General features: G+C 73.7%; 19 protein-coding genes. 5 read left to right on the forward strand and 14 right to left on the reverse strand.

Going from position 1 to position 24,357, the window contains the following annotated elements; genetic code table 11:
• Positions 1-19 precede the first annotated feature (19 nt).
• Positions 20-2,197 carry a RecQ family ATP-dependent DNA helicase gene (locus tag FXF60_RS05385; RefSeq protein WP_151524232.1) on the reverse strand — a complete coding sequence of 726 codons (2,178 nt, stop codon included), beginning with the start codon at positions 2,195-2,197 and terminating at the stop codon, positions 20-22.
• A gap of 53 nt (positions 2,198-2,250) precedes the next feature.
• Between FXF60_RS05385 and FXF60_RS05390 the strand changes: the two genes are divergently transcribed.
• From FXF60_RS05390 to FXF60_RS05400, 3 genes are read left to right on the forward strand one after another with little or no spacing between them, the layout of a single operon-like run.
• On the forward strand, positions 2,251-2,964 hold the full coding sequence (locus FXF60_RS05390; RefSeq protein WP_151524233.1) for an HAD family hydrolase: 714 nt from the start codon (positions 2,251-2,253) through the stop codon (positions 2,962-2,964).
• Between the two features lie 44 nt (positions 2,965-3,008).
• On the forward strand, positions 3,009-5,588 hold the full coding sequence (locus FXF60_RS05395) for a glycoside hydrolase family 65 protein (protein ID WP_437440849.1): 2,580 nt from the start codon (positions 3,009-3,011) through the stop codon (positions 5,586-5,588).
• Positions 5,589-5,634: 46 nt separating this feature from the next.
• Positions 5,635-6,264 carry a hypothetical protein gene (locus tag FXF60_RS05400; protein ID WP_151524235.1) on the forward strand — a complete coding sequence of 210 codons (630 nt, stop codon included), beginning with the start codon at positions 5,635-5,637 and terminating at the stop codon, positions 6,262-6,264.
• A gap of 28 nt (positions 6,265-6,292) precedes the next feature.
• Here the strand turns inward: FXF60_RS05400 and FXF60_RS05405 are convergent, their stop codons facing one another.
• Positions 6,293-6,697 carry a LysM peptidoglycan-binding domain-containing protein gene (locus FXF60_RS05405; RefSeq protein WP_192796607.1) on the reverse strand — a complete coding sequence of 135 codons (405 nt, stop codon included), beginning with the start codon at positions 6,695-6,697 and terminating at the stop codon, positions 6,293-6,295.
• Positions 6,698-6,961: 264 nt separating this feature from the next.
• Here FXF60_RS05405 and lexA point away from each other — a divergent pair, with 264 nt between their 5' ends.
• Positions 6,962-7,681, forward strand: a complete 720-nt coding sequence (gene lexA, locus FXF60_RS05410) for a transcriptional repressor LexA (protein WP_151524389.1) — start codon at positions 6,962-6,964, stop codon at positions 7,679-7,681.
• 63 nt (positions 7,682-7,744) lie between these two features.
• On the opposite strand, the gene FXF60_RS05415 is transcribed toward lexA, so the two are convergent.
• From FXF60_RS05415 to FXF60_RS05435, 5 genes are all read right to left on the reverse strand, one after another.
• Complete coding sequence (locus tag FXF60_RS05415) at positions 7,745-8,077, reverse strand: PRC-barrel domain-containing protein (protein WP_151524237.1); 333 nt, start codon at positions 8,075-8,077, stop codon at positions 7,745-7,747.
• A 44-nt stretch (positions 8,078-8,121) separates the two neighbouring features.
• On the reverse strand, positions 8,122-9,012 hold the full coding sequence (locus FXF60_RS05420) for a Sir2 family NAD-dependent protein deacetylase (RefSeq protein ID WP_238335718.1): 891 nt from the start codon (positions 9,010-9,012) through the stop codon (positions 8,122-8,124).
• Positions 9,009-10,517, reverse strand: coding sequence for a sensor histidine kinase (locus FXF60_RS05425; protein WP_151524238.1), 1,509 nt, complete (start codon positions 10,515-10,517; stop codon positions 9,009-9,011). The genes FXF60_RS05420 and FXF60_RS05425 overlap by 4 nt, the downstream gene beginning before the upstream one ends.
• Positions 10,514-11,248 carry a response regulator transcription factor gene (locus FXF60_RS05430; RefSeq protein ID WP_151524240.1) on the reverse strand — a complete coding sequence of 245 codons (735 nt, stop codon included), beginning with the start codon at positions 11,246-11,248 and terminating at the stop codon, positions 10,514-10,516. The genes FXF60_RS05425 and FXF60_RS05430 overlap by 4 nt, the downstream gene beginning before the upstream one ends.
• A 70-nt stretch (positions 11,249-11,318) precedes the next feature.
• Positions 11,319-12,665 (reverse strand): patatin-like phospholipase family protein, encoded by a 1,347-nt coding sequence (locus tag FXF60_RS05435; RefSeq protein WP_238335719.1) that lies wholly within the window; start codon positions 12,663-12,665, stop codon positions 11,319-11,321.
• A gap of 98 nt (positions 12,666-12,763) precedes the next feature.
• Between FXF60_RS05435 and FXF60_RS05440 the strand changes: the two genes are divergently transcribed.
• The gene (locus tag FXF60_RS05440) at positions 12,764-13,708 is read left to right on the forward strand and encodes a LysR family transcriptional regulator (RefSeq protein ID WP_151524242.1); all 945 of its coding nucleotides are present in this window, start codon (positions 12,764-12,766) and stop codon (positions 13,706-13,708) included.
• 72 nt (positions 13,709-13,780) lie between these two features.
• On the opposite strand, the gene FXF60_RS05445 is transcribed toward FXF60_RS05440, so the two are convergent.
• The 7 genes from FXF60_RS05445 to FXF60_RS05475 all read right to left on the reverse strand — a co-directional run bounded on the left by FXF60_RS05445 (position 13,781) and on the right by FXF60_RS05475 (position 24,316).
• Positions 13,781-16,126 (reverse strand): ComEC/Rec2 family competence protein, encoded by a 2,346-nt coding sequence (locus FXF60_RS05445; RefSeq protein WP_151524244.1) that lies wholly within the window; start codon positions 16,124-16,126, stop codon positions 13,781-13,783.
• On the reverse strand, positions 16,123-17,013 hold the full coding sequence (locus tag FXF60_RS05450) for a helix-hairpin-helix domain-containing protein (RefSeq protein ID WP_151524246.1): 891 nt from the start codon (positions 17,011-17,013) through the stop codon (positions 16,123-16,125). Before FXF60_RS05450 ends, FXF60_RS05445 begins: the two co-directional genes overlap by 4 nt.
• Before the next feature lie 113 nt (positions 17,014-17,126).
• The gene (locus tag FXF60_RS05455; RefSeq protein WP_202879565.1) at positions 17,127-17,993 is read right to left on the reverse strand and encodes a DegV family protein; all 867 of its coding nucleotides are present in this window, start codon (positions 17,991-17,993) and stop codon (positions 17,127-17,129) included.
• Positions 17,994-20,939 carry a leucine--tRNA ligase gene (leuS, locus tag FXF60_RS05460; RefSeq protein WP_151524248.1) on the reverse strand — a complete coding sequence of 982 codons (2,946 nt, stop codon included), beginning with the start codon at positions 20,937-20,939 and terminating at the stop codon, positions 17,994-17,996. It lies immediately after the preceding gene.
• Positions 20,940-21,158: 219 nt separating this feature from the next.
• Entirely contained in the window at positions 21,159-21,425 is a 267-nt protein-coding gene (gene rpsT, locus FXF60_RS05465; protein WP_151524250.1) for a 30S ribosomal protein S20, read from the reverse strand.
• A 225-nt stretch (positions 21,426-21,650) separates the two neighbouring features.
• Positions 21,651-22,928, reverse strand: a complete 1,278-nt coding sequence (locus FXF60_RS05470) for a class I SAM-dependent methyltransferase (RefSeq protein ID WP_151524252.1) — start codon at positions 22,926-22,928, stop codon at positions 21,651-21,653.
• A complete protein-coding gene (locus FXF60_RS05475) occupies positions 22,925-24,316 on the reverse strand; it encodes an FAD-binding oxidoreductase (RefSeq protein ID WP_151524254.1) in 1,392 nt (463 codons plus the stop codon). Before FXF60_RS05475 ends, FXF60_RS05470 begins: the two co-directional genes overlap by 4 nt.
• Between the last annotated feature and the right edge of the window lie 41 nt (positions 24,317-24,357).

Below are 24,357 nucleotides of genomic sequence, written 5' to 3' on the forward strand. Positions count from 1 at the left end.
GGAGGCAGGCCCCGCCGGCTCAGCCCTCGATCGCCAGCGCGAGCGGCAGCACCGCCTCGGCACCCGCCAGACGCAGCGCCCGCGCGGCGACGGTCATCGTCCACCGTGAGTCGACGACGTCATCCACCAGCAGCACCGGCCCGCCCGCCCCGCGGACCGCCTCGCCGAGCTGGTCCCCGACGACGACCCGGTCCCAGACGTTGGCGAGTCGGAAGGCGCTGTTGCCCCCTGGCTCGCCCACCGGACCGCCGTGCGCGAGGTCGAGGGTCCCGAGCAGCGGCAGCCGCCCGATCTGGCTGATCTGCTCCGCCAACGACCCGACGACCGCCGGACGTCGGCGCGACGGCATCGCCACCACCCCGACCGGACGCTGCGCCCAGTCCCACCCCGCCAGCACCTGCACCACGGCGCGGGTCACCTGCTCCGGGACCGGCTCCCCGGCCACCGTCTCCTGCTCCGGGTCCTCCGGGTCCGACTGCACCGATGTGCCCGCTTCCAGCACCGTGCGCAGCCGCTGCCCCCACCCGAGGTCGGAGAGCCGGGCCAGCGCCCGGCCGGGAGCGGCCTGCTCCTCCGGCGGGATCTTGCCCTTGACCTCCACGCCGAGCCGGGGCATACCCGACGGCCACTGCCCTCGCGGGTCGACCGGCACGCCCACCGCACCCAGCCGCTGCTGCGCGTCCCCCACCGCCGCCTCCGGGACCTCCGTGGGATACCAGACGTCGGCGCACCGGTCGCACCGACCGCAGGGTGCCGCCGTCGGGTCGTCCAGGCACTCCTGCAGGAAGGCCATCCGGCACCCGTCGGTCTGCTGGTAGCCGACCATGAGCTCGGCCTCGCGCACCCGCGCCTCGGCCACCCGGGTGTAGCGCTCCCGGTCGTAGACCCATGGCTCGCCGGTCGCGGTCCACCCGCCCTGCACCTTCGTCACCGCCCCGTCGACGTCGAGGACCTTGAGCAGCAGCTCGAGTCGGGTCCGACGCACGTCGACAATGGTCTCCAGCGCCGGCGTCGACAGCGGTCGGTCGCTCTCCCCGAGCGCCGTCAGCACCGCGTCCGCCTGGTCCTGCCGCGGCATCGACACCGTGGCGAAGTAGTTCCAGATGTCGCGGTCCTCCGACCCCGGCAGCAGCAGCACGTCCGCCCGCTCCGTGGCCCGCCCCGCGCGCCCCACCTGCTGGTAGTAGGCCACCGGCGAGCTGGGCGCCCCGAGGTGCACCACGAATCCCAGGTCGGGCTTGTCGAAGCCCATCCCCAGCGCACTGGTCGCCACCAGCGCCTTGACCTGGTTGTCGCGCAGCGCCGCCTCCAGCCGCTCGCGGTCCTCGGTGTCGGTGCGCCCGGTGTAGGCCGCGACCTCGTGCCCGGCGGCGCGCAGCGCCTCGGCGACGTCCTCGGCGGCCGACACCGTGAGGCAGTAGATGATCCCGCTGCCGGGCAGCGTCCCGAGATGGGCCAGCAACCACCCGAGCCGCTGCTCCGGCGTGAGCCGGGGCAGCACCCCCAGCCGCAGCGAGGACCGGGCCAACGGTCCCCGGATGGTCCGCACCTCCCGACCCCCGACCCCCAGCTGCTCGGCCACGTCCTCGACGACCCGCTCGTTGGCCGTCGCCGTCGTCGCGAGCACCGGCGTGCCCCCGGGGAGGGCGTCCAGCAGGGTCCGGATCCGGCGGTAGTCCGGGCGGAAGTCGTGCCCCCAGTCGCTGATGCAGTGCGCCTCGTCCACCACCAGCAGACCGCAGCGCGCCGCCAGGTCCGGCAGCTGCTCGTCCCGGAACCTCGGGTTGTTCAGCCGCTCCGGGCTGACCAGCAGCACGTCGACCTCGTCGGCGGCGAGCGCGGAGCGCACCTCGTCCCACTCGGTCGCGTTGGCGGAGTTCATCGTCACCGCCCACACGCCCGCCCTCGAGGCGGCCGCGATCTGGTCACGCATCAGCGCCAGCAACGGCGACACGATCACCGTCGGCCCCGCTCCGCCCGCCCGACGCAGGGCCGTCGCCACGAAATACACCGCCGACTTGCCCCATCCCGTCCGCTGCACCACCAGCACCCGGGATCGCTCCTCGACCAGCGCGCGCACGGCCTCCAACTGCCCGTCGCGGAAGTCCGCGTCCTCGCGCCCCACCAGCCGCCGCAGCGCCTGCCCCGCTGCCTCCGTGAGCGTGGGCGGCGTCCTGACCTGAGTCTCATCCGGCATACCGACGACGCTAGTCCCCCACACCGACACCCCTCCCCACTAGGGTGTCCCTCGTGAACTGGGATCCCGTGACCGCAGTGCTGTTCGACCTGGACGGCGTCCTGACGCCCACCGCGACCGTGCACATGCGTGCCTGGGAGGTGATGTTCACCCGTGTCCTCGAGCAGGAATCGGCGACCCAGGCCCCCTACACCGACCAGGACTACTTCGCCTACATCGACGGCAAACCCCGCTACGACGGGGTCCAGTCCTTCCTCGACGCGCGCGGCCTCGACCTGCCCTACGGCGACCCCGGCGACTCGCCCGACACGCTCAGCGTCTGCGGCCTCGGTAACCGCAAGAACGAGCTCTTCAACGAGGTCCTGGCCCAGGAGGGCATCACCGCCTACCCCGGCTCGGTGCAGCTGCTCGACGCCCTCGACCGGCGCGGCATCGCGATGGCTGTCGTGTCCTCGTCCAAGAACGCCCCGACGGTCCTGGAGGCGGCCGGCATCGCGCACCGCTTCCCGGTCGTGGTCGACGGCACGGTGGCGGCCCGTGAGCAGCTCGCCGGCAAGCCCTCCCCCGACACCTTCCTGTATGCCGCGCGCCAGCTCGGGCACGAGGCCGAGGCCTGCGTGGTGGTCGAGGACGCCGTGTCCGGCGTCGAGGCCGGCGCCGGTGGCCCGTTCGCGTTCGTCGTCGGTGTCGACCGCGGCGCCGGCCGCAACGTGCTGCTGGAGGCCGGCGCGGACCAGGTCGTGACCGATCTGGCAGAACTGATGTGATGCCGTCCCGCACCTGAAGAGGAGAGCCCGCCCCGATGGCAGCGATGTCCCACCGTCCCCCTGCCCCTGTCGACCCGCTGGACCGCACCCGCTTCCCCGCCGAGCCCTGGAGCCTGGTGGAGACGGCCTACGAGGGCTCCGACCTCGGGGTCACCGAGACCCTCTTCGCCGTCTCGAACGGCTACCTCGGCCTGCGCGGCAACGTCGAGGAGGGCCGGGACACCCACGCGCACGGCACCTTCGTCAACGGCTTCCACGAGACCTGGCCGATCCGGCACGCCGAGGAGGCGTTCGGGCTGGCGCGGGTGGGGCAGACCATCGTCAACGTGCCCGACCCGAAGACGATCAAGCTCTACGTCGACGACGAGCCGTTGCTGCTGTCGACGGCCGACCTGGACCACTACGAGCGCACGCTGGACTTCCGCGCGGGTCTGCTGCGTCGTGAGGTCGTCTGGCGCACCAGCGCGGGCAAGCGGGTCAAGATCACCACCAGCCGGATGACGAGCGTGGTGGAGCGGCACCTCGCGGTCATGACCTTCGAGGTGGAGCTGCTGGACGGCAACGCCGCGCTGGACGTCTCCAGCCAGATCCTCAACCGTCAGGACGGCTCGGACGAGTACCACGTGCGCAGCGCCGCGATGGGCGAGGGCGTCGACCCGCGCAAGGCGGAGTCCTTCGAGCACCGGGTCCTGGACCCTGTCCTGGGCGAGGCGAGCGGCCAGCGGCTGCTGCTCGGCTACCGCTGCCACAACTCGGGCATGACGATCGCCACGATGGCCCACCACACGGTCGAGACCGACAACACCTGGACCGAGCACCTCGAGGTCACCGACGACCTGGCCAAGCACGTCTTCCGGGTCGAGGCCCAGGAGGGTCGGCCGGTCCGGATCGAGAAGCTGGTCGCGGTGCACACCTCGCGGGGTGTGCCGCCGCGCGAGCTCGCCGACCGCTGCTCCCGCACCCTTGACCGCGCCGGACAGCGCGGGGTGAGCGTGCTGCACGAGGAGCAGGCCGGGGTGTGGGCCCGCTTCTGGGAGGAGTCCGACGTCGAGCTGCCGGAGCAGCCCGCGCTGCAGCAGGCGGTCCGGTGGAACCTCTTCCAGCTCGGCCAGGCCTCGATCCGCGCCGGCTCGCACGGCATCCCGGCCAAGGGACTCACGGGGTCCGGCTACGGCGGGCACTACTTCTGGGACACCGAGTGCTACGTGCTCCCGTTCCTCGTCTACACCCACCCCCAGGCCGCCCGCAACGCGCTGCGGTTCCGCCACGGCATGCTCGAGTCCGCCCGTGCGCGGGCCGCGGAGATGGCGCAGTACGGCGCGCTGTTCCCGTGGCGCACCATCAACGGGGAGGAGGCCTCGGCCTACTTCGCGGCCGGGACGGCGCAGTACCACATCAACGCGGACGTGGCCTACGCGCTGATGAAGTATGCCCGCGCCACGGGCGACGACCAGTTCCTGCTGGACCAGGGGGTGGACATCCTCGTCGAGACCGCGCGCCTGTGGGCCGACCTGGGCTTCTGGCAGCGCAACGGCAGCCGGCAGTTCCACATCCATGCGGTGACCGGGCCGGACGAGTACACCACGATCGTCAACGACAACCTGTTCACCAATGTCATGGCGCAGATCAACCTGCGCGCGGCGGTGGAGGCGGTGCGGGCGCTGCAGGGCTCCGACCCCGCGCAGTTCGCCCGGGCGGTGGCCCGGCTGCACCTGGCCGACCACGAGGTGCAGGCCTGGGAGAAGGCCGCCGACGGCATGCACATCCCCTACGACGAGGTCGTCGGCGTGCACCCGCAGGACAGCCAGTTCCTCGAGCGGGAGGTCTGGGACCTCGACGCCACGCCCGCGGACAAGCGGCCGTTGCTGCTCAACTACCACCCGCTGGTGATCTACCGCTACCAGGTGCTCAAGCAGGCCGACGTCGTGCTCGCGCTCTACCTCGCGGGTGACGTCTTCACCGCCGATCAGAAGCTGGCGGACTTCGCCTACTACGACCCGATCACCACGGGGGACTCCACCCTCTCGGCCGTCGTGCAGTCGATCGTCGCGGCGGAGGTGGGCTACCACGAGCTGGCCCTGCGCTACTTCTACGCCGGCCTCTTCGTCGACCTCGAGGACCGGCACGGCAACGCCAGCGACGGCGTGCACGTGGCGTCGACCGGGGGCGTGTGGAGCGCGTTGGTCGCGGGCTTCGGCGGTATGCGCGACCACGGCGGCGAGCTGACCCTCGACCCGCGCCTCCCGGCCGGCTGGCCGGCGCTGACCTGGCGGATGCGCTGGCACGGGTCGCGGCTGCGCGTCCGGGTCGAGCAGGAGGTCCTCCGAATGGCCGTCGAGGTCGGGGAGCCGGTCACGGTCGAGGTCCGGGGAGAGCGGGTCGAGGTCGGTCCCGAGGAGGTCGCCGTCACCCTGGCCGACCACGGTCCGCGCCGCTCGGGAGCGCCGGCACCGGCCGCGACCACGTCCAGCAGCATCCCCACAGACCGGTGCCACGGCGAGCGCCCCCACCACGGAGGCGTGGTGCCGCACAGCTGGCCCGAGGAGGAGTGGGAGACCACCGCCGCGGCGCCACGCGAGGATGTCGAGGCAGCCGGGCAGAGGCCCACGTCCCCCGGAGGCTGAGCCGCTGGGATTGGCCCTGTGCCGCGTGCTGTGGTCGACTGGAGGGATGAGTGACCCAGCCGACATCCCCTTCCAGGACGACGAGCGCCCGGAGGAGTCCATCTACGAGGGCGAGCGACCCGCCTCCTCGGACTCGGCGGGGACCGGGGCGTCGGCGGCAGGACCGGGAGCGGGTCAGGACTCCTCGGGCACGGCCGCGGGGGCGACGCCGCTGGGGCAGCTCGCCGCACCTGAGGAGACCGAGACCGACGTGCTCGCGGGTCAGGTGACCGGCCCGGAGGACCACGAGGGCATGGCGGCCCTGTGGCGGGCCACGATGGACCTGCCGCACTGGTGGTTCATCGCTGTCGGCGAGCCGGGCGCCGAGTCCCCCGCGGCCGCGCAGATCGACGGTCAGCTGATGCTGCTCACCTACACCAGCGGCGAGCGCGCGCGCCACTTCGCCGTCCAGAACGAGATGGTCGGCGCCGACGAGGACCTACGGGCGATCGCTCTGCCGCCGCAGGAGCTGGTGGAGTCGGTGGAAAGCTACCAGCAGGCCGGCATCGCCGGGCTGATGTTCGACCCGCACCTCACCGGCTACTTCATGCCCTGCGACCAGCTGGAGGCCGTCTGGGGAGCGGTCCACGACGAGGACGACCCGCCGGACGCGGCACCGAGCGCGACCTCGAGCTGAGTCCCGACCGCGGCCACCGAGCCAGACCTCACGGCGCGGGGATCACCAGCTCCTGGCCGGCGGCCAGCGAGGTCGTGCTGAGGCTGTTCGCCCGCTGGATGTCGGTGATCGCCCGGCTCAGCGGCACCTCGGGCAGCTGCTCGCTCGCGATCTGCGTCAGCGTCATGCCCGGCTCCACGACGATCGAGGTCGTGGCTCCCGCCGGCCCGAGCAGGCCGACCATCGACCCCACCACGAGGGCCACGACCAGGGTGGTCGTCGTGGTGATCGCGAGGCGACCCCGCCGGGTCAGTCTCAGCGCGGCCCCGCGGCTGCGGCGGGCGATCTGCTCGTGACCGGTGACCAGACGCAGGTGGGCACGGCGACCGGGGGCGGTCCTCCGGACCGGCGCCGGCAGCGGACTCAGGATGTCGTGCGCGATGGCGGTGCTCATGCTCTTCACCTTCCTCGTGGCGGTGCGATGCGGACAGACATCTGATCGCACGTCTGTTCTATTCATAGCACAGGCGTCCGACTCTGTCGACACGCGGACCGAACACATGTTTGCTCTTCGTGCGGTCCGGGCGTAGTCTGTGCTCATGTCGGAGACTCAAGCACTCACCTCTGACATACCTTCTGACCAGGGATGATGCAGCCAGAGCAGCAGGCCGCAGCCATCGGACCGGCCGAGGGTGGGACCGCACGAGGGATGGAGATCATGGCCACGATCCACGAGATGCCGGACCGCGACGGCGGCGCCAGCCTGACCAACCGACAGCGCCGCGTGCTCGACGTCATCCGCGACTCCGTCGACCACCGCGGTTATCCCCCGAGCCTGCGGGAGATCGGTGACGCCGTCGGGCTGACCTCGCCGAGCTCGGTGGCGCACCAGCTCAAGATGCTCGAGCGCAAGGGTTTCCTCCGGCGGGACCCGCACCGTCCCCGGGCGATCGAGGTCGTCCACCCGGGGAGCGAGGGCTCCGGCTACCGCCGCGGCGACACCGACGCGGGCCCGGTGCCCAGCGACGTCCACGACGAGACCGGGGTGGGTGACGCGCGTCCGCGCCCGTCCTACGTCCCCCTGGTCGGCCGGATCGCCGCGGGCGGACCCATCCTGGCCGACGAGGCCGTCGAGGACGTCTTCCCGCTGCCCCGTCAGATCGTCGGCGACGGCGAGCTCTTCCTGCTCAAGGTCGTCGGCGACTCGATGATCGACGCGGCCATCTGCGACGGGGACTGGGTCGTCGTGCGCCGCCAGCCCACGGCGGTCAACGGGGAGATCGTCGCGGCCATGCTCGACAACGAGGCCACGGTCAAGACCTACCGCCACCGCGACGGCAAGACCTGGCTGATCCCGCACAACCCCGCCTACGAGCCGATCGACGGCGACCACGCCGTCATCCTCGGCAAGGTCACGGCGGTGCTGCGCCGGGTCTGACCCCCCGAACCGCGGCGCCGACCCCCGGCCCTCCATCCTCTACCGGGGGTCGGCGCCGCTATCTCATCCGGAGGGGGCTGGCCCCGCGTCGATCGAGTAGTAGTCGTACAGCTGCTCCTCCTCGTCCTCGGTCAGGTGACCGTCGCACGGGATGTCCGGAGCGTCCTTGATCATCGACAGCGGGTAGGGCACCTGGATCTGGCCGTCGCGGATCGAGGCGTTGGAGACCGGGCAGAAGATCTTGCGCCCCCCGAACCACCCGGTGCGCACCGACACCCAGGCCGGCTCACCGGTCCCGTTGTCGAGGTAGACCTGGTCGAGTCCGCCGACCTTGTGCCCGTCCTGGTCGACGACCTCGGCGTCGTACATGTCGCCCAGCTGCTCGTAGGTGACCACAGCGACCTCCTCGTCGCGACCCGCTCGGGCCGCCGCCGACCAGCCTAACCACCCAGATCGGCGACCAGGGCGGGCAGCACGTCCCCGAGCAGTGCATCCAGCCGCACGGTGGCCTCGGCGTCACCTCGGGTGCCAGCCCGGGTGACCACCGCGACCGGTATGCCCGTGCGCGCCGCCCGCCGCACGAAGCGGTAGCCGCTCATCACCCGCAAGGAAGAGCCCAGGACCAACAGGGTCCGCGCCTCGTCGACGAAGGCGAACGCCCGCTCCACGAGGTCCTTGGCCACCGACCCGCCGAAGAAGACGACGTCCGGCTTCAGCCGGTCGCTGCCGCACACCAGGCAGCGCGGCGCGCGGAAGCCCGCGACCAGCTCCTCGGGGAGCGCGACGTCACCGTCCGGTCGCACCTGGGAGGGCGCGTCGACCCGGGCGAGGAAGTCCGGGTTCGCCACGCTCAACCACTCCTGCACCTGCTCCCGCGTGGTCGCCTCGCCGCAGTCGAGGCACTCCACCGCGGCGAGGCTGCCGTGCAGCTCCAGGACCCGGCGGCTCCCGGCCTCCTGGTGCAGCCCGTCGACGTTCTGGGTGATGACGTGGCGCAGCAGGCCCGACCGTTCCAGGTCGGCCACGGCGTGGTGCGCGGGGTTCGGGCGGGCTGCCGCGAACCTGGTCCACCCGACGTACGCCCTCGCCCAGTAGCGCCGCCGGGCCGCGGCGGAGCCGACGAACTCGCCGTGCTGCATCGGCTGGACCCGTCGGGTCCCGTCCGGGCCCCGGTAGTCCGGGATGCCGCTCGCGGTCGACATGCCGGCACCGGTCAGGGCGACCACACCCCCGGCACCCAGCAGGTCGCGCAGCTGCTGGTAGGCCTCCCCGTCCACCGCCACCGGCGGCGGTGTGGTGCGGGCCGCGTCCAACGGCCCCACGGCGCTCACGGCGCCCCGTCCGTCGCCGGGTCCGAGCTCGGGCTCTCGTCCCGCGGCAGGGTCAGCACGAAGCTGGTGCTCCCCGGTCGCGACTCGACGGCGATCCGGCCCCCGTGCGCCCTGGCCACGGCGTCCACGATGGACAGGCCCAGCCCGGTGCTGCCCGCGGCCCGGGAGCGCGAGTCGTCCCCCCGCGCGAACCGCTCGAACACGGTGGCCTGCAGCTGCTCCGGTATGCCCGGTCCGTCGTCGGCGACCACCAGCTCGACCTCGTCGGGCGCCGCCCGCAGCCGGGTCGTCACCGTCGTGCCGGTGGGGGTGTGGGTGCGCGCGTTGGCGAGCAGGTTGCCCAGGACCTGGCGCAGCCGCGCGTCGTCGCCCACGAGCTCGACCGGCTGCTCGGGCAGGTCCAGCGCCCAGACGTGGTCCCTCCCGGCGGCGCGGGCGTCGCTCACGGCGTCCAGGCACAGCAGGGTGAGGTCGACCCGCTCCCGCTCCAGCGGTCGCCCGGCGTCCAGCCGGGCCAGCAGCAGCAGGTCCTCCACCAGCCCCTGCATCCGCAGCGACTCCGACTCCACCCGGTCCAGGGCATACCGGACGCCGGTGGGCACCGGCTCGGTCTCCCGCCGCGACAGCTCGGCATACCCGCGGATCGAGGCGAGCGGGGTGCGCAGCTCGTGCGAGGCGTCGGCGACGAACTGTCGCACCCGCTGCTCGCTGGTGTGCCGGGCCGACAGGGCCGACTCCATGGTGTCGAGCAGCTCGTTCAGCGCGTGGCCCACCTGCCCGACCTCCGTCCCGGGGTCGGTGTCGCCGGCCGGCACGCGGTCCGACACGGCGACCTCGCCCCGTTCGAGGCGCTGCTGGGAGACCCGCCGCGCCGTCGCCGCCACCCGGTCCAGCGGCGCCAGGTTGCGGCGCACCAGCCAGGCCGATCCCGCCCCCGCCGCCAGGAGGGACAGCAGCGCCGCCGGCACCAGGATGACCACGGCCTGTCGCGTCGTGTCCGTCACCGCGGCCAGCGGCAGCCCCGTCACCACCGTCCTGCTGCCGTCCGCCGTCTCGCTCACCACCACCCGATAGTCGCCCACGCCGGAGCCCAGGTCGACCGAGAACGGCCCCGCCTGCGCCACCTGCTCCTCCCGCGCGGTGGCCAGGGTCGCCAGCTGCGCGTCGTCCAGGGCCCCGAGCCGGTTGTCGGTGGTGACCACCGCGTTGACGAGGATCTGCCCCTGGGCGTCCGTCACGACGGTCAGCGAGCGGTCGCCCCCGCCGGGCGGTCGCCCCGGCCCGCCCGGATCCTCGTCCATGGGCGGGGGCGGTCCCGCTCCCCCGAGCTGGTCGCCGACACGCTCGCTCGAGAGCCGCAGGTCCTCGTCCAGCTGCCCGATGAGGGTATGCCGCAGGGTCAGCGTCGTCGCCAGCCCGGACAGCAGCAGCACGCAGGCGAAGATCGCGACGACGGAGGTGACGATCGTGGTGCGGAGGGACCTGCTGCGACCGGCCGGCGTCACGGGCCTGCGGCCGGCTTGAGGACGTACCCCGCGCCGCGCAGGGTGTGGATCATCGGCTCGTGGCCGTGGTCGATCTTCTTGCGCAGGTAGGAGATGTAGAGCTCCACGATGTTGGCCTGGCCGCCGAAGTCGTAGTTCCACACCCGGTCCAGGATCTGCGCCTTGGAGAGCACGCGTCGCGGGTTGCGCATGAGGAAGCGCAGCAGCTCGAACTCGGTGGCCGTCAGGGTGATCTCGGTCCCGGCCCGCGCCACCTCGTGGCTGTCCTCGTCCAGGGTGAGGTCACCGACCGCGAGCACCGAGGTGGCCTCCTGCGCCACGACCGCGGTGCGTCGGATGAGCGCCCGCACCCGCGCCACCACCTCCTCCAGGCTGAACGGCTTGGTGACATAGTCGTCCCCGCCCGCGGTCAGGCCGGCCACCCGGTCCTCGACGGCGTCCTTGGCGGTGAGGAAGAGCACCGGCACCTCCGGCTCGGCGGCCCGCATCCGCCGCAGCACCTCCAGCCCGTCGAAGTCGGGCAGCATCATGTCGAGGACGACGGCGTCCGGACCGAACTCCCGCGCCACCCGGACGGCCTCCATCCCGCTCCCGGCGGTGCGCACCTGCCAGCCCTCGTAGCGCAGCGCCATCGAGAGCAGCTCGGTCAGGTGCGCCTCGTCGTCGACCACGAGCACCCGGACGGGGGCACCGTCGAGGCGGGTCAGGGGCGGGGCGGCGGCAGGTCTCATGGTGAGAGTTCATCCTGCCACCCCGTGCGCCGCCCAGGTGCCGGCTGTGCGTCCGCTGTGCGACCGAGGGTCAGCGCCGGCCCAGGGCGGTGACCCGCGCCGAGGCCCGCAGTGCGGCGATCACGTCCTGGCCGTCGGCGACCTGCGGATGTGGCGGTCGGGCGGGCGCGTCGACGAGCACCGACTCCGGGCTGTGCCGGCGCACGGAGGCGTCGGCCACCAGGTAGCCGTGCCGGCCCAGGACCATCTGCTCGCCGGGTGTGAACGCGTCCAGGTCGGTGCGGACCCGGTGGATGGCGCCCACCACCTCGGGGGCATACCCGTCCGCCGTGGTCGGCACCAGGTCCGGCCCCGGGAGCCCGGCGAGGTCGCCCGGCGACTCCAGGGACCAGGTCGCCCCACCCAGGACGCCGGCGGAGAAGCTGGCCCGGAGCCACCGCAGCCGAGCCGTCTGACCACCGCTGGAGGCGATCGAGAGCAACCGCCACAGGCGGGACAGCACCGACCCGGCCGGCCGGCCCCGGAAGACGGCGCCGCCGTCGCTGACCAGGACGGTCGCGTGGTCGGTCCAGACCGGCTCCAGCGCCAGGTTGTCGTAGACACCACCGTCCACCAGCTGGATCCGCCGGGCGATCGCCTCCCGGACCTCCGGCGCCTCGTCCGGGTCCGGGACCCCACCGGCCAGGCCCAGGGTGGCGCCGTCCAGCTCGAGCGGGGCGAAGAAGGGCGGGTAGGCGCAGGAGGCCGCGACCGCGTCCACCAGGCGCAGACCGGGTGGCGGGGCGGCATACCCCAGGCGGTGGTCGCCGATCCGCCCGCGGGGCCCGACGGAGTGCGGGTCGGCGAAGAGCCAGGACACCCCGTAGCCGACCTCCGTCGCCCCGGTGAGCACCACCGGTCCGTGCGACCGCCGGTGCTCGCGCAGGTCGGTGCCCCACCACGGGATCGACCGCTCGAGCTCGTCCGCCAGCACCTGCACGCTCGCGTCCGGCCGCCCCCACCCGCTCGGGCGCACTCGCGACAGGAGTGCTGGCGTCCGCAGGTTGCGGCGGGTGAGCTCCAGCAGCGGCTCCGCGACCAGCTCGTCGAAGCCCCCGACCCGCCGGTCACCACCGGCCCGCGGGTCCGGCCACTCCAGCTCGGGGTGCAGCAGCAGGTTGGCCAGCACGGCCCCGCCGGAGACCGCGCTGATGGTGCGGAGCGAGGACAGGATGCCCAGCTCGTTCAGCCGCCGCACCGCGCCGAGGTGGAACAGCGCCGCGCGGAAGCCGCCCCCGGACAGGCACAGGGCGTTCCCCTGCCTCGGACGGCGGGCCGACGGGCCGTGGTGCGCGGTGGCCCGGGCCGCCTCCAGCTGGGCGAGCGCCGGGTCCCCCGGTGGTGGTTCCGGGTGCTGGTGCAGGTGCGTGGGGAGCACGGGACCAGCAGAGCGGGCGTGGGTGACGCGGGTGTGAACGGCGGTCCGGGTGTCGGCGTCGAGGAGATGACGAACGGCCCGGCCACTATCATCGGGGCATGTTCGACGCCGCAGGGCTGCGCGTGATGCGCGCCATCGCCGAGGAAGGATCGTTCACGGCCGCCGCGAACGCCCTCGGCTACACCCAGCCCGCGGTGTCCCAGATGGTCCGCCGCCTCGAGCAACGCGCGGGTACCGCCCTGGTCGAGCGGATCGGGCGGACCGTGCGGCTCACCGAGGCCGGCAACCTGCTCGCCGAGCGGGCCGCGGAGATCCTGGACCGCATCGACGAGGCGGAGGCGGAGGTCATCGCGATCGCCGGGCTCAAGGCCGGGCGGGTGCGGCTGATGGCCTTCCCGTCCTCGTCGGCGACCCTCGTGCCGCGCGCCCTGGCCCAGCTGCGCCGCAGCCACCCGGCGGTGACCGTCCAGTTCAGCGAGGCCGAGCCGCCGGAGTCGCTGGCGGCCGTCCGTGCCGGGGCGGTGGACCTGGCGGTGGCCTTCGCCTACGACGGCACCGACGCCGGCCGCGGCGAGGACGACCTGGACGGTCTGGTCGTCATGGACGTGCTCGACGACCCGGTCATGCTCGTCCTCCCGCGCGACCACGAGCGGGCCGGGCAGGACGAGGTGGACCTCGCCGACCTCTCCGCGGACCGCTGGATCGCCGGCTGCCCGCGCTGCCGCGGACACCTGCTCACGCTGGCCCACGAGGCCGGCTTCGACCCGGACGTGACCTTCGAGACCGAGGACTACGTGGCGGTGCTCGGACTGGTCGCGGCCGGCCTCGGGGTGGCCCTGGTGCCGCAGCTGATCCTCTCCACCGTGTCGCACCCCGACGTCGTCATCCGCCCGGTGTCGCCGCCGTCGCGGCGGACGGTCCAGGTGGTGACCACACCCGACCTGCAGCGGGTGCCGGCGGTGGCGGCCATCCTGGACGCGCTCTGCGAGAGTGCCCGCGAGCTGGGCGGCTCGCCGTGCGCGCACGTCAGCGCCGCCACCTGACCGTTTCCCTGCCGGAGCGGCACCCGGCGCCGAGGCTCCGCGCAGCGCGAGGCGACCTGAGCCGCCGCCGCGTCACTCACGGGCGTGCGGCACCAGCCGTCCTCGCTCGTCCCGCACCACCGCGACGTCGCCGTGCAGGTCGGTGCGGAGCACCACGGCACCCGCCCGCTGGAGCAGCCCCAGTGCGGCGGGGCTCGGGTGGCCGAAGTCGTTGTCGGCCCCCACCCCGATCAGCGCGATCTCCGGGTCGGCCGCCAGGACCAGCCGCTCGTCCTGGGCGGCCGACCCGTGGTGGGCGACCTTGAGCACGTCGTAGTCGCGGCCGGCGGTCGTGGCGCGCACCTGCCGCGCGCTCTCCGGCTCCAGGTCCCCGGTCATCAGCACCCGCACCCCGGAGGCGGTGACGTCCAGCACGACGCTGGCGTTGTTGGCGGCGGACGCCGCGACGGGCGGTGACGGCCCGGGCCAGACGACGGTCACCCCGACCTCGCCCAGCTCCCGGCGCTGTCCGGCCGCGGCGCGCTCGACGGGTATGCCCTCCGCCGCCAGCAGCCCCAGGGTCGCCGCGGCGACCGCCGGCGGATCCTCCACCGGGGTGACCAGCACCTCCTCCACCCGGGCGACGCGCAGCACTCCGGACAGCCCCGCGACGTGGTCGGTGTGGAAGTGGGTCAGGACGAGCAGGTCGATCCGGCGCACCCCCAGGTCCCGCAGACAGGTCGAGACCGCTGCCGGGTCGGGGCCGGTGTCGACCAGCATCGCCCTCCCCGGTCCGGTAGCGACCACGAAGGCGTCGCCCTGACCGACGTCGCAGCCCGCCACCACCCAGCCGGGTGGTGGCCAGCCGCGCAGCCCCGGCAGCGGGGCGAGGCAGGCCACGAGGGCGCACGCACCCGCGCCGCACCACCACCGGTGGCGCAGCATCAGCCCCAGCCACCAGCGACCGGTGAGCAGCGCCAGCAGGGTCACCGCCGCCAGGGCCCAGGCGCCGGGCGCACCGTCCCACCACTCGATGCTGCCCCAGGGCAGGCGGGCGCACGTCCGCGCCACCTGGGCGATGACCCACGCGGGCAGGGCCGCCGCCCACGCGACGACCCCCGCCACCGTGACCGACACCGGTGCCGCCAGGGCGGCGACCACCCCGAGGACGGTGGTGGGCGGCACCAGGGGTGCGGCGAGCAGGTTGGCGAGCACGGCCACCGTGGTGACCTCGCCCTGCAGCAGCACGATGACCGGGGCGCAGATGACCTGCGCCGCGAGCGGCACCGCCGTCGCGCGGGCGGCGAGCCCGGCCCACCGCGGCACCCGTGCCGCCATCGCCAGCCCCCAGGGCCGGGCCCAGAGCACCAGACCGAGGGTCGCCAGCGTCGACAGCGCGAACCCGTGGGACCGGGCGAGCCAGGGGTCGAGGCAGAGCAGACCGAGGACGGCCGCACCGAGCGTGGGCAGGCTGGCGCGCCGTCGACCACGGCTGAGCGCGAGCAGACCGACCGCACCCATCACGCCGGCGCGCAGCACCGAGGGCTCGGGACGGCAGAGCAGGACGAATCCGACGAGCCCGGTGAGCACCACCGGGAGCCGCCACCGGCGCGGCAGCCCTACCCGCGCCGCGAGCAGCGCGATGCCACCGACCACGATCGCCACGTTGCTGCCGCTGACCGCGCTCAGGTGGGTCATCCCCGTGTCGCGCATCGCCTGGGTGAGGTCCTCCGGGGTGAGCGAGGTGTCGCCGATGACCAGACCGGGGACCAGGCCCCGGGCGTCGGCGGGCAGCGGGTCGACGGCCCGGCGGAAGCGGTCGCGCACGTGGTCGACGCCGCGGAGCAGGGCGGCGGGCTCGCTCACGGTCACCGGCGGACCTCGTGGCACCAGCACGGCGACCGTCCGCTCTCCCGGATCGCCCTGGCGCCACCTGCCGCTCACCTGGACCTCGCTGCGCCACCCCACCTGCTCCCAGTCGTCCCCGGCCGTGGCCAGCACCAGGACGGGGGTCCGTGGGTGGCTCACCCGGCCACGGGAGACGGCTCGCTGCACGCGCGCCTCCAGCACCACCAGGGACGCCCGGTCGTCGCCACGCGCCACGACGCGCGGCTCGGTGGTAACCAGCAGCCGGGCCTCGGTGACGGCGCCCTCCCGTGCCCACCCCGGCACCGGCCCCGCGGTCGCCACCGCCAGGTGCAGCGCCGCGGCGCCGGTCACGAGCCCGGTGGCGGCAGCCGCCAGCGCCACCTGCCCCCGGAGTCCCCCGGCGCGTCGCGGCCGCGAGGGGAGACCGGTGACTGCGAGCAGCAGCGCCAGCACGCAGACCGTGCCGGAGACCCATCCCGGATGCGGCAGCACCGCGACGAGGGCCGCCCACCCGGTCAGGGCCGGCAGCAGCAGGCGCAGGTCGTGCGGTGCCTCCCCCGCCGCGCTCACCGCCCGACGCTGACCAGCGGCTCCAGCTGCTCCAGCGTGCGCTCCCCGATGCCGCTCACCTCCATCAGCTCCTCCACGGTGGCGAACCTGCCGTGCTGCTCGCGCCAGTCGAGGATGTGGCCCGCCGTCACCGGCCCGATCCCGGGGAGCTCCTCCAGCTCCGGGCCAGTCGCGGAGTTGAGGTCCAGCAGCTGGACCGGGCCGTCCTCGGCCGCACCGCTCGCGCCGGACGCCCCACCGACCGCGCCGTCGCCGGCGGCTCCGGCCACCCACCCGGCCGGCGGCTCCTCACCGGGTGCGCCGACCCAGACCTGCTCCCCGTCCACGACCGCCCGCGCCATGTTGACCGAGCCGGGGTCGGCCTCCCGGGTGAGACCGCCCGCGGCGTCCACCGCGTCCACCACGCGCGCGCCCGGAGGCAGCTCCACGACTCCCGGGGCGGCGACCCGGCCGACGACGTGCACGAGGAGCGGCCCGGTCGGCTGGGGCGCGACGTCCGTCGTCGGCACGGGGCCCGGATCCACCGAGGCTGCGGCCTCCGTGCTCGCTACCCCGTCACCTCCCGCAGCCGGGGTGCCGTCCTCCACCCAACCCTGCGCCGTCGGGACGGCGGTCGCCCGTTGCTCCACCCACCACCACCGGCCGCCCAGGACCGTGAGCACCACGGCCACCACCAGGATCAGTCCACCGACCGCGCGGGCACCCACCCCGATCTCGGCGACCCGGCCCGTGCCGGGGACCGACACCAGGCGTCGCAGCAGGTCCTCGTCGTCGTCCGGCCGGTCCGGCGGCCCCGTGCCGGTGGCCCCGGCGGGCTCGTCCCCACCCGGCCTGGTCGGTGCCCGACCGGACCGGTGCCTGCCGGTGTGCAGCTCGTCTCCCCCCATGGACGCACGCTGGCACGGGCGAGCGAGGGGACGACAGGGGTGCGCAGGGATCTGTGGACGCCTCGACCCCTCGCCGCAGGGGTGTGGACGACGGACGGTGCCGTGCTGCGCGCTCAGCCGCCGTCGGCCACCACGACGCCCAACGTCCCCGGGCCGGTGTGCACGCCGATGCTGGGGTCGAGGGGCCGCACCCAGGGCTGCACGCCGACCCGGTCGTGCAGCCGGTCGGCCAGCTGCGCCGCCGCCTCCTCGGCGTCCAGCTCGTGCACGGCCAGCCGTGGCTCGGCACCGCGCCCGCGCGCGTCCCCGGCGGCCCGGTCGACCAGGTCGACCAGGCGGGCCAGGGCCTTCCCCCGGGTCCGGACCCGCTCGGCGAGCACCACCTCGCCGTCGCCCACCGCGAGCAGCGGCTTGATCGCCAGCGCCGACCCGAGGACCGCCTGCGACCGGCCCAGCCGACCGCCTCGCCGCAGGTGCTCCAGGCTGTCGACGTAGAACCACGCGTGTCCCGAGGCCAGCCGCTCCCGCACCAGCTGCTCGACCTCGTCGACCCCTGCCCCTGTGCTCGCCAGCTCGGCGGCGTCCAGCACCGCCCAGCCGAGAGCCAGCCCCACGGTGCGGGAGTCGACGACGGTGACCTGGACCTCACCGGCCACCTCGTCCGCCGCGAGCCGGGCGGCCTCGACAGTCCCGCTCAGCGCCCCGGACAGGTGCACCGAGACGATGTGCCGACAGCCCGTGCCCTCGACGAGGTCGCGGTAGCCGCTGGCGAACTCGCCCGGGGAGACCCTGCTCGTCGAGATCCGCTCCCGCCCCGCGCGCATCACCTCGACGACCTCGGCGTGCGTCACCTCGCGCGAGTCACCCCGGCGACCGCTGACCTGGACGTGCAGCGGCAGCACGGCCAGGCCGTGGATGCCCTGCGGGAGCAGGCAGCTCGAGCTGTCGGTGAGGAGGGCGACGTCCATCGGGAAGGGCACTCAGACGACGATGTTGACCAGGCTCGGCGCGCGGACGATCACCTTGCGCACCGGCGCGCCGTCGATGAACCGCTGCACCTTCTCGCTGCCCAGCGCCAGGGCCTCGAGATCGGCCTCGGCGATGTCGGCCGGCACCTCCAACCGGTCCCGCACCTTGCCCTTGACCTGCACGACGGCGGTCACGGCGTCCTCCACCAGCTGGGCCGGGTCGGCCTGCGGGAAGGGCGTGTAGGTCAGGTCCTCGTGCCCGAGCCGCTCCCACAGCTCGGCGGCCAGGTGCGGCGCGACCGGCCCCACCATCTGCACCAACGGCTCGACCGCGGCGCGCGGCACGGCGTCCAGCTTGGTCAGCAGGTTGTTCAGCTCGATCATCCGGGCGATCGCGGTGTTGGTGCGCAGCGCCGCGTAGTCGGTCCCGACCGCGTCGATGGTCCGGTGCAGCGCCTTGCTCAGCTCGGGCGTCAGCTCCTCGTCCACGACGGTCACCGCGCCGGTGTCCTCGTCGACGACGTTGCGCCACAGCCGCTGCAGGAAGCGCTGGCTCCCGACCACGGCCCGGGTCTCCCACGGGCGGTACTGCTCCAGCGGGCCCATGCTCATCTCGTAGACCCGGAAGGTGTCCGCGCCGTACTGGTCGACCATGTCGTCCGGGGTCACGACGTTCTTGAGCGACTTGCCCATCTTGCCCTGCTCCTGGGTGACCGGCGCGCCGTTCCAGGTGTACGCCGGTGCTCCCCCGTCGGCGGACGGGTGCTCCTCCACCTCCGCGGCGGGCACCGGGAAGCCCCGCTCGTCGCGGTAGACGTAGGCCTCGATCATGCCCTGGTTGATCAGCCGTCGGAACGGCTCCTCGCTGGTGACGTGGCCCAGGTCGAAGAGCACCTTGTGCCAGAACCGCGCATACAGCAGGTGCAGGACGGCGTGCTCGACGCCGCCGACGTAGAGGTCGACGCCCCCGGGGTCGACGGCACCCTCGGGAGCTCCGGGCACGGTCTCGCGCCGCGGCCCGATCCAGTACTCCTCCACCGCCGGGTCGACCGGCACCCGGGTGTTGTCCGGGTCCAGGTAGCGCAGGTAGTACCAGCAGGAGCCGGCCCAGTTCGGCATCGTGTTGGTCTCGCGACGGACCGGCACCGGACCGCGCCCGTCGCCCAGGTCCATCGTGGTCTCCACCCACTCCTCCGCCCGGGCCAGCGGTGCCTCCGGCTCGCTCGCGGCGTCCTGCGGGTCGAAGGTCCGAGGTGTGTAGTCGGGGACGTCTGGCAGGGTCACCGGCAGCTGGTCGTCCGGCACCGGGTGGGCGACGCCGTCCTCGTCCCACACGACGGGGAAGGGCTCTCCCCAGTAGCGCTGCCGGCTGAACAGCCAGTCACGCAGCCGGTAGGTCACCGTCGACCGGCCGCGCCCGGTCTGCTCCAGCCAGGCGATGATCCGCTCCTTGGCCTCGGCGACACCCAGCCCGTCCAGGCTGACCTGGTCGTTCGCCGAGTTGATCGCCACGCCCTCACCGGTGAAGGCCTGGTCCTCGGGGTGGTCCGGGGTCGGCTGCACGGTGCGCACGACCGGCAGCCCGAAGGCGGTCGCGAAGTCCCAGTCGCGCTGGTCCTGACCGGGCACCGCCATGATCGCGCCGGTGCCGTAACCCATGAGCACGTAGTCGGCGACGAACACCGGGACCGGCGCACCGGTCACCGGGTTGGTCGCGTACGCCCCGGTGAAGACGCCGGACTTGGCGGAGCCCTCGACGGTCTCTTTCTGGCGCTCGACGTCGCTCTTGGTCGCCGCCTCCCGCTGGTATGCCTGCACCGCCTCGCGCGGGGTCGCCCGGGCCTCGCCGGTCCCCTTCCACGCCTCCTGGGTGCCCTCCGGCCAGGCGTCGGGCACGATCTGGTCGACCACCGGGTGCTCCGGGGCCACCACCATGAAGGTCGCGCCGAACACCGTGTCCGGCCGCGTCGTGAAGACCTCGATCTGCGCCGCGTCGCCGGCGACGGTCGCGACCGGGAAGTCGACCTCGGCGCCGGTCGAGCGGCCGATCCAGTTGCGCTGCATCAGCCGCACCCGCTCCGGCCAGTCCAGCCGGTCCAGGTCGTCGGTGAGCCGGTCGGCATACGCGGTGATCCGCATCATCCACTGGGACAGGTTGCGCTTGAAGACCGGGAAGTCGCCCCGCTCGGACTTGCCGTCGGCGGTGACCTCCTCGTTGGCCAGGACGGTGCCCAGACCCGGGCACCAGTTCACCGGGGCCGCGGAGACGTAGGCCAGCCGGTAGCCGTCCAGGACGCGTGCCCGCTCGACGCGGGACAGCTCGGCCCACGGCCGTCCGTCGGGCGTGGGGCGCTCCCCCGCGCTGAACTGGCCGACCAGGTCGCTGATCGGGCGAGCCCGCCCGGGTCCGGCCTGACCGGAGCCCTCACGGGGCGGCGCGTCCGGGTCGTACCACGCGTCGTAGATGCGCTGGAAGATCCACTGGGTCCACCGGACGTAGTCCGGGTCGATGGTGGCGAAGGTGCGGCGCGGTTCGTGCGACAGCCCGATCATCCGCATCTGGCGGCGGTAGGTCGCCATCGCGGCCTCGGTGGTGACGCGCGGGTGCTGACCGGTCTGCACCGCGTAGTGCTCGGCCGGCAGGCCGAAGGCGTCGAAGCCCATGGCATACATGACGTTGGTGCCGGCGGTGCGCAGGTAGCGGGCGTAGACGTCGGTGGAGACGTAGCCGAGCGGGTGCCCGACGTGCATCCCGGCGCCCGAGGGGTAGGGGAACATGTCCATCACGACCCGGTGATCGCGCCCGTCGGCCAGGCGCGGGTCGTCCGGGGACGCCCAGGGGCCGGCCGGGTTGGCCGAGGCGAAGGTGTCCTCGGCCTCCCACCGCTCCTGCCACCGGCGCTCGATCTGGCCGGCCAGCTCGGCGGTGTAGCGGTGCTGCGGGATGCGCTCGCTCATGCCTGTCTCTCGTCTCGTTCTCGCTGCGGGTGCGGTGCCGTGTGCAGACGAAAGCCCCTCACGCAGGAGGGGCTGGCCGCGCTGCAGGTATGCGGTCTGCTAGCGCGGCCCGGTAAGGAGGAGCTCGCAGCGGGTCGCCATGGTGCGGCCCATGGTAGCGCAGCGGGCGCCCACCCCCTCGAGGGTGGACGCCCGGGTGCTCGCGGCGGAGGAGTGCGCTCAGCCGCCGAGCGCGTTGAAGCGCTTGGCCATGGCCGACTTCTTGTTGGCGGCCTGGTTCTTGTGGATGACGCCCTTGGAGACCGCCTTGTCCAGCTTGCGCGACGCCGCCTGCAGCGCGTCGGACGCCTTGCTGGTCTCCCCGCTGTCCGCCGCCTCGCGGAAGCGGCGGATGAAGGTGCGCAGCTCCGACTTGTAGGCGCGGTTGCGCTCGGTGCGCGCGGCGTTGGTCTTGACGCGCTTGATCTGGCTCTTGATGTTTGCCACTGAGAACTTCCTGGTCAGTCGTTGGTCTGGTGTCGTGAGGGCGACGCCCGTGCTCCGGCGAACTGGCGTGGGGATGCCTGGCGATGTCCGGTGCACGGGATGGTGCGTGATCTCGCGCGAGGTCCACGAGAGATCGACGAACGCGCACGACCATGCGCGCACGCAAAGGGCAAGGCTAGCAGCGGGTGCCGTCAGGTCCCAAGTCGTCGCCCACGGGCCAGGGCCTCAGACCTGCACCCGGCGCAGTCCCATCCCCGAGGTCCCCCGGTCGCTGGTCCGGACGGCGAGCACCTGGTGCAGCTCCATCCCTCGCCGTTCGAAGTTCATCCGCGACCCGGCGAGGTAGAGCCCCCAGACCCGCGCGCGCCCCAGGCCCGCCTCCGCGACGCACTCGTCCCAGTGCTCCGTGAGGTTCGCGCACCAGGCGGCGCAGGTCCGGGCGTAGTGCTCGCGCAGGTTCTCCTGGTGACGGACCTCCATCCCGGCGTCCTCGATCCGGGTGACGATCGTGCCCGACCCCGCGAGCTCGCCGTCGGGAAAGACGTAGCGCTCGACGAAGGCCTGCCTGGCCATCGGCGCCCGCTGGTTGTCCGCCCAGGTGATGCAGTGGTTGAGCAGCCGGCCCTCGTCGCGCAGCCGGTCGCGCAGGAAGGCGAAGTACGCGGGGTAGCGGCGCACCCCGATGTGCTCGGTCAACCCGATGGAGCTGATCGCGTCGAAGCCCCGCTCGGTGACGTCGCGGTAGTCGCCGTGCCGGATCTCGGCGCGGCCGGCCAGCCCCGCGCGTCCCACCATCTCCTGCCCCCAGGCGGCCTGCTGCCGGGAGAGCGTCACACCGAGCGCGGTCACGCCGTAGTGCTCCACCGCGTGCCGGACCAGCTGGCCCCAGCCGCAGCCGACGTCGAGCAGCCGCATCCCCGGGCGCAGCCCCAGCTTGCGGCAGACCAGGTCGTGCTTGTGCGCCTGCGCCTCCTCCAGGGTCGCCTCCCCGTCGGGGTATGCCGCGCACGTGTAGGTCATCGACGGGCCGAGCACCAGCTCGTAGAACCGGTTCGAGACGTCGTAGTGGTGGGCGATGGCGGCGGCGTCCCTCCGGCGACCGTGCCGGAGCCCTTCGGCCAGGCGGCGGACGCGGGTGGGGGTCTCCTCCGGGGGCAGCGCGGGCGGGCGGGGGCGCAGCTGCGCGAGGGCGGAGGCCAGGTGCGGCAGCTCGGCCGGCGAGCGCCGCTTGGTCGTGACCAGATCCCGCAGCAGCACCATCTCCGGATAGGGATCACCCTCGACCATGCCCTCGATGCGCAGGTCGCCGGTGAGGTAGGCCCGGGCCAGGCCGAGCTCGCTGCTGGGCGAGGTGACCAGGTGCTCCAGGGCCCGGCGCGAGTTCAGGTGGAGCACCCGGCCCTGCGGGTCGCCGCCGCGGGAGCCGTCCCACGCCGCGACGGCCAGGCCGTCCACCGGCCCGACCAGGGCGTCGAAGATCTGGGCGCCGGAGAGGGAGCTCATCGTGACCCCACCGCCTTGTCGTAGAGGGACGGGAGCCGTCCGTCCGGGTCGTAGCGAGCCTTGACCTCGGCGTAAACCGCTCCGCCGTAGAGCTGCTCGAAACTCGCCCGGTCGTAGGTCGCGGTGGAGTAGAGCCCCTTGTGCCCGCCGAGCTCGGTGACCTTGTGCTCGATGGCCCGGTTGACGTCGCCGTCCCGGCCGCCGGGGGCGATGTCGACCGCCGACCAGAAGCCGACGTTGACGTAGTCCCGGCCGGCCTCCATCGGGTAGAGCGGCCAGGGGCGTGCGGCCGAGGTGTCGCGCAGCCGGACCGGGCACAGCCAGAGCGGCGCGATCGGGACGGTGTCGAGGAACCACCGGAGGAACTCCGCGGTCCGCTCCAGCGGGATCTCGACGTCCTGCACGACCCGCTCCTGGTCGGGCAGGCCGCGCAGTCGCCGCAGGCGGGCCTGCGGGGCATACCGCTGCTCCACGCCGACGAGGCGCCAGTAGACGTCGCTGCGTCGCCAGCGCGCCGGCCAGAGCCGGCGGACCGTGGGGTGCTGCGCCCCGAAGGCCCGCGAGCACCAGAACCAGTCGGTGTCCCAGCGCCACAGGTAGTCCTCGGCGCGCAGCAGGTCGTGCCGTCGGTGCTGCACCGAGCGGTAGTAGATCTGCGCTCCGGTGTAGTCGCTGGGCGAGCCGTGCCCGGCACACCTGACCTCCTCGGCCTCGACCGGGCGGCCGAGCGTCAGGTAGGTCTCCGTGCCGGAGAAGACGATCCCGTCGAGGAAGGCCACCGGCTCCCCCGCGCGGGCGCCTGTGGCCATGATCTCGCCGACGGCCTCCATCGCGGCGCCGATGTCGGTGAACCGCTCGTGCCGGAGCAGCACCATGGACGGGGCCGGCTCCAGCTCGACCGTCAGACCGAGGCAGTAGCCGAAGGTGCCGTAGGAGTTCGGGAGGGTACGGAAGAGGTCGGCGTGCTCACCCTGGGGGCGGGCGGTGACCACCTCGCCGGTGCCGGTGAGGACGTCGACCTCACGCACCGACTCGTGCGGGAGGCCGTGGCGGAAGGAGGTCGACTCGATGCCGAGGCCGACCAGCGCACCGCCGGTCGTGATCGTGCGCAGCTGCGGCACGACCCGGGGCATCCACCCGCGCGGCAGCAGCTCCTCGACCAGCCGTTCGTAGGTGCACAGGCCCCCGACGAGAGCGGTCCGCTCCTGCTCGTCCACGGCGACGACGTCCTGGAAGGCGCCGAGATCCAGCCGGGAGGCGTCCCCGCTGCGCACTCGGAAGAGGTTGCTGGTGCGCTTGGCCAGCCGCACGGGCCGGCCTGCGGGCAGCGCGGCATACCGTGCCCGCGCCTGCTGGACGCCGGTGACGTAGCCCGGTGGCCGCTCCATGCCCCCCTATCCTGCCCAGCGCCGCCGCGCCGTGCCAGTGG

Source organism: Serinicoccus kebangsaanensis, from assembly GCF_008919445.1.
Lineage (GTDB): Bacteria > Actinomycetota > Actinomycetes > Actinomycetales > Dermatophilaceae > Ornithinicoccus > Ornithinicoccus kebangsaanensis.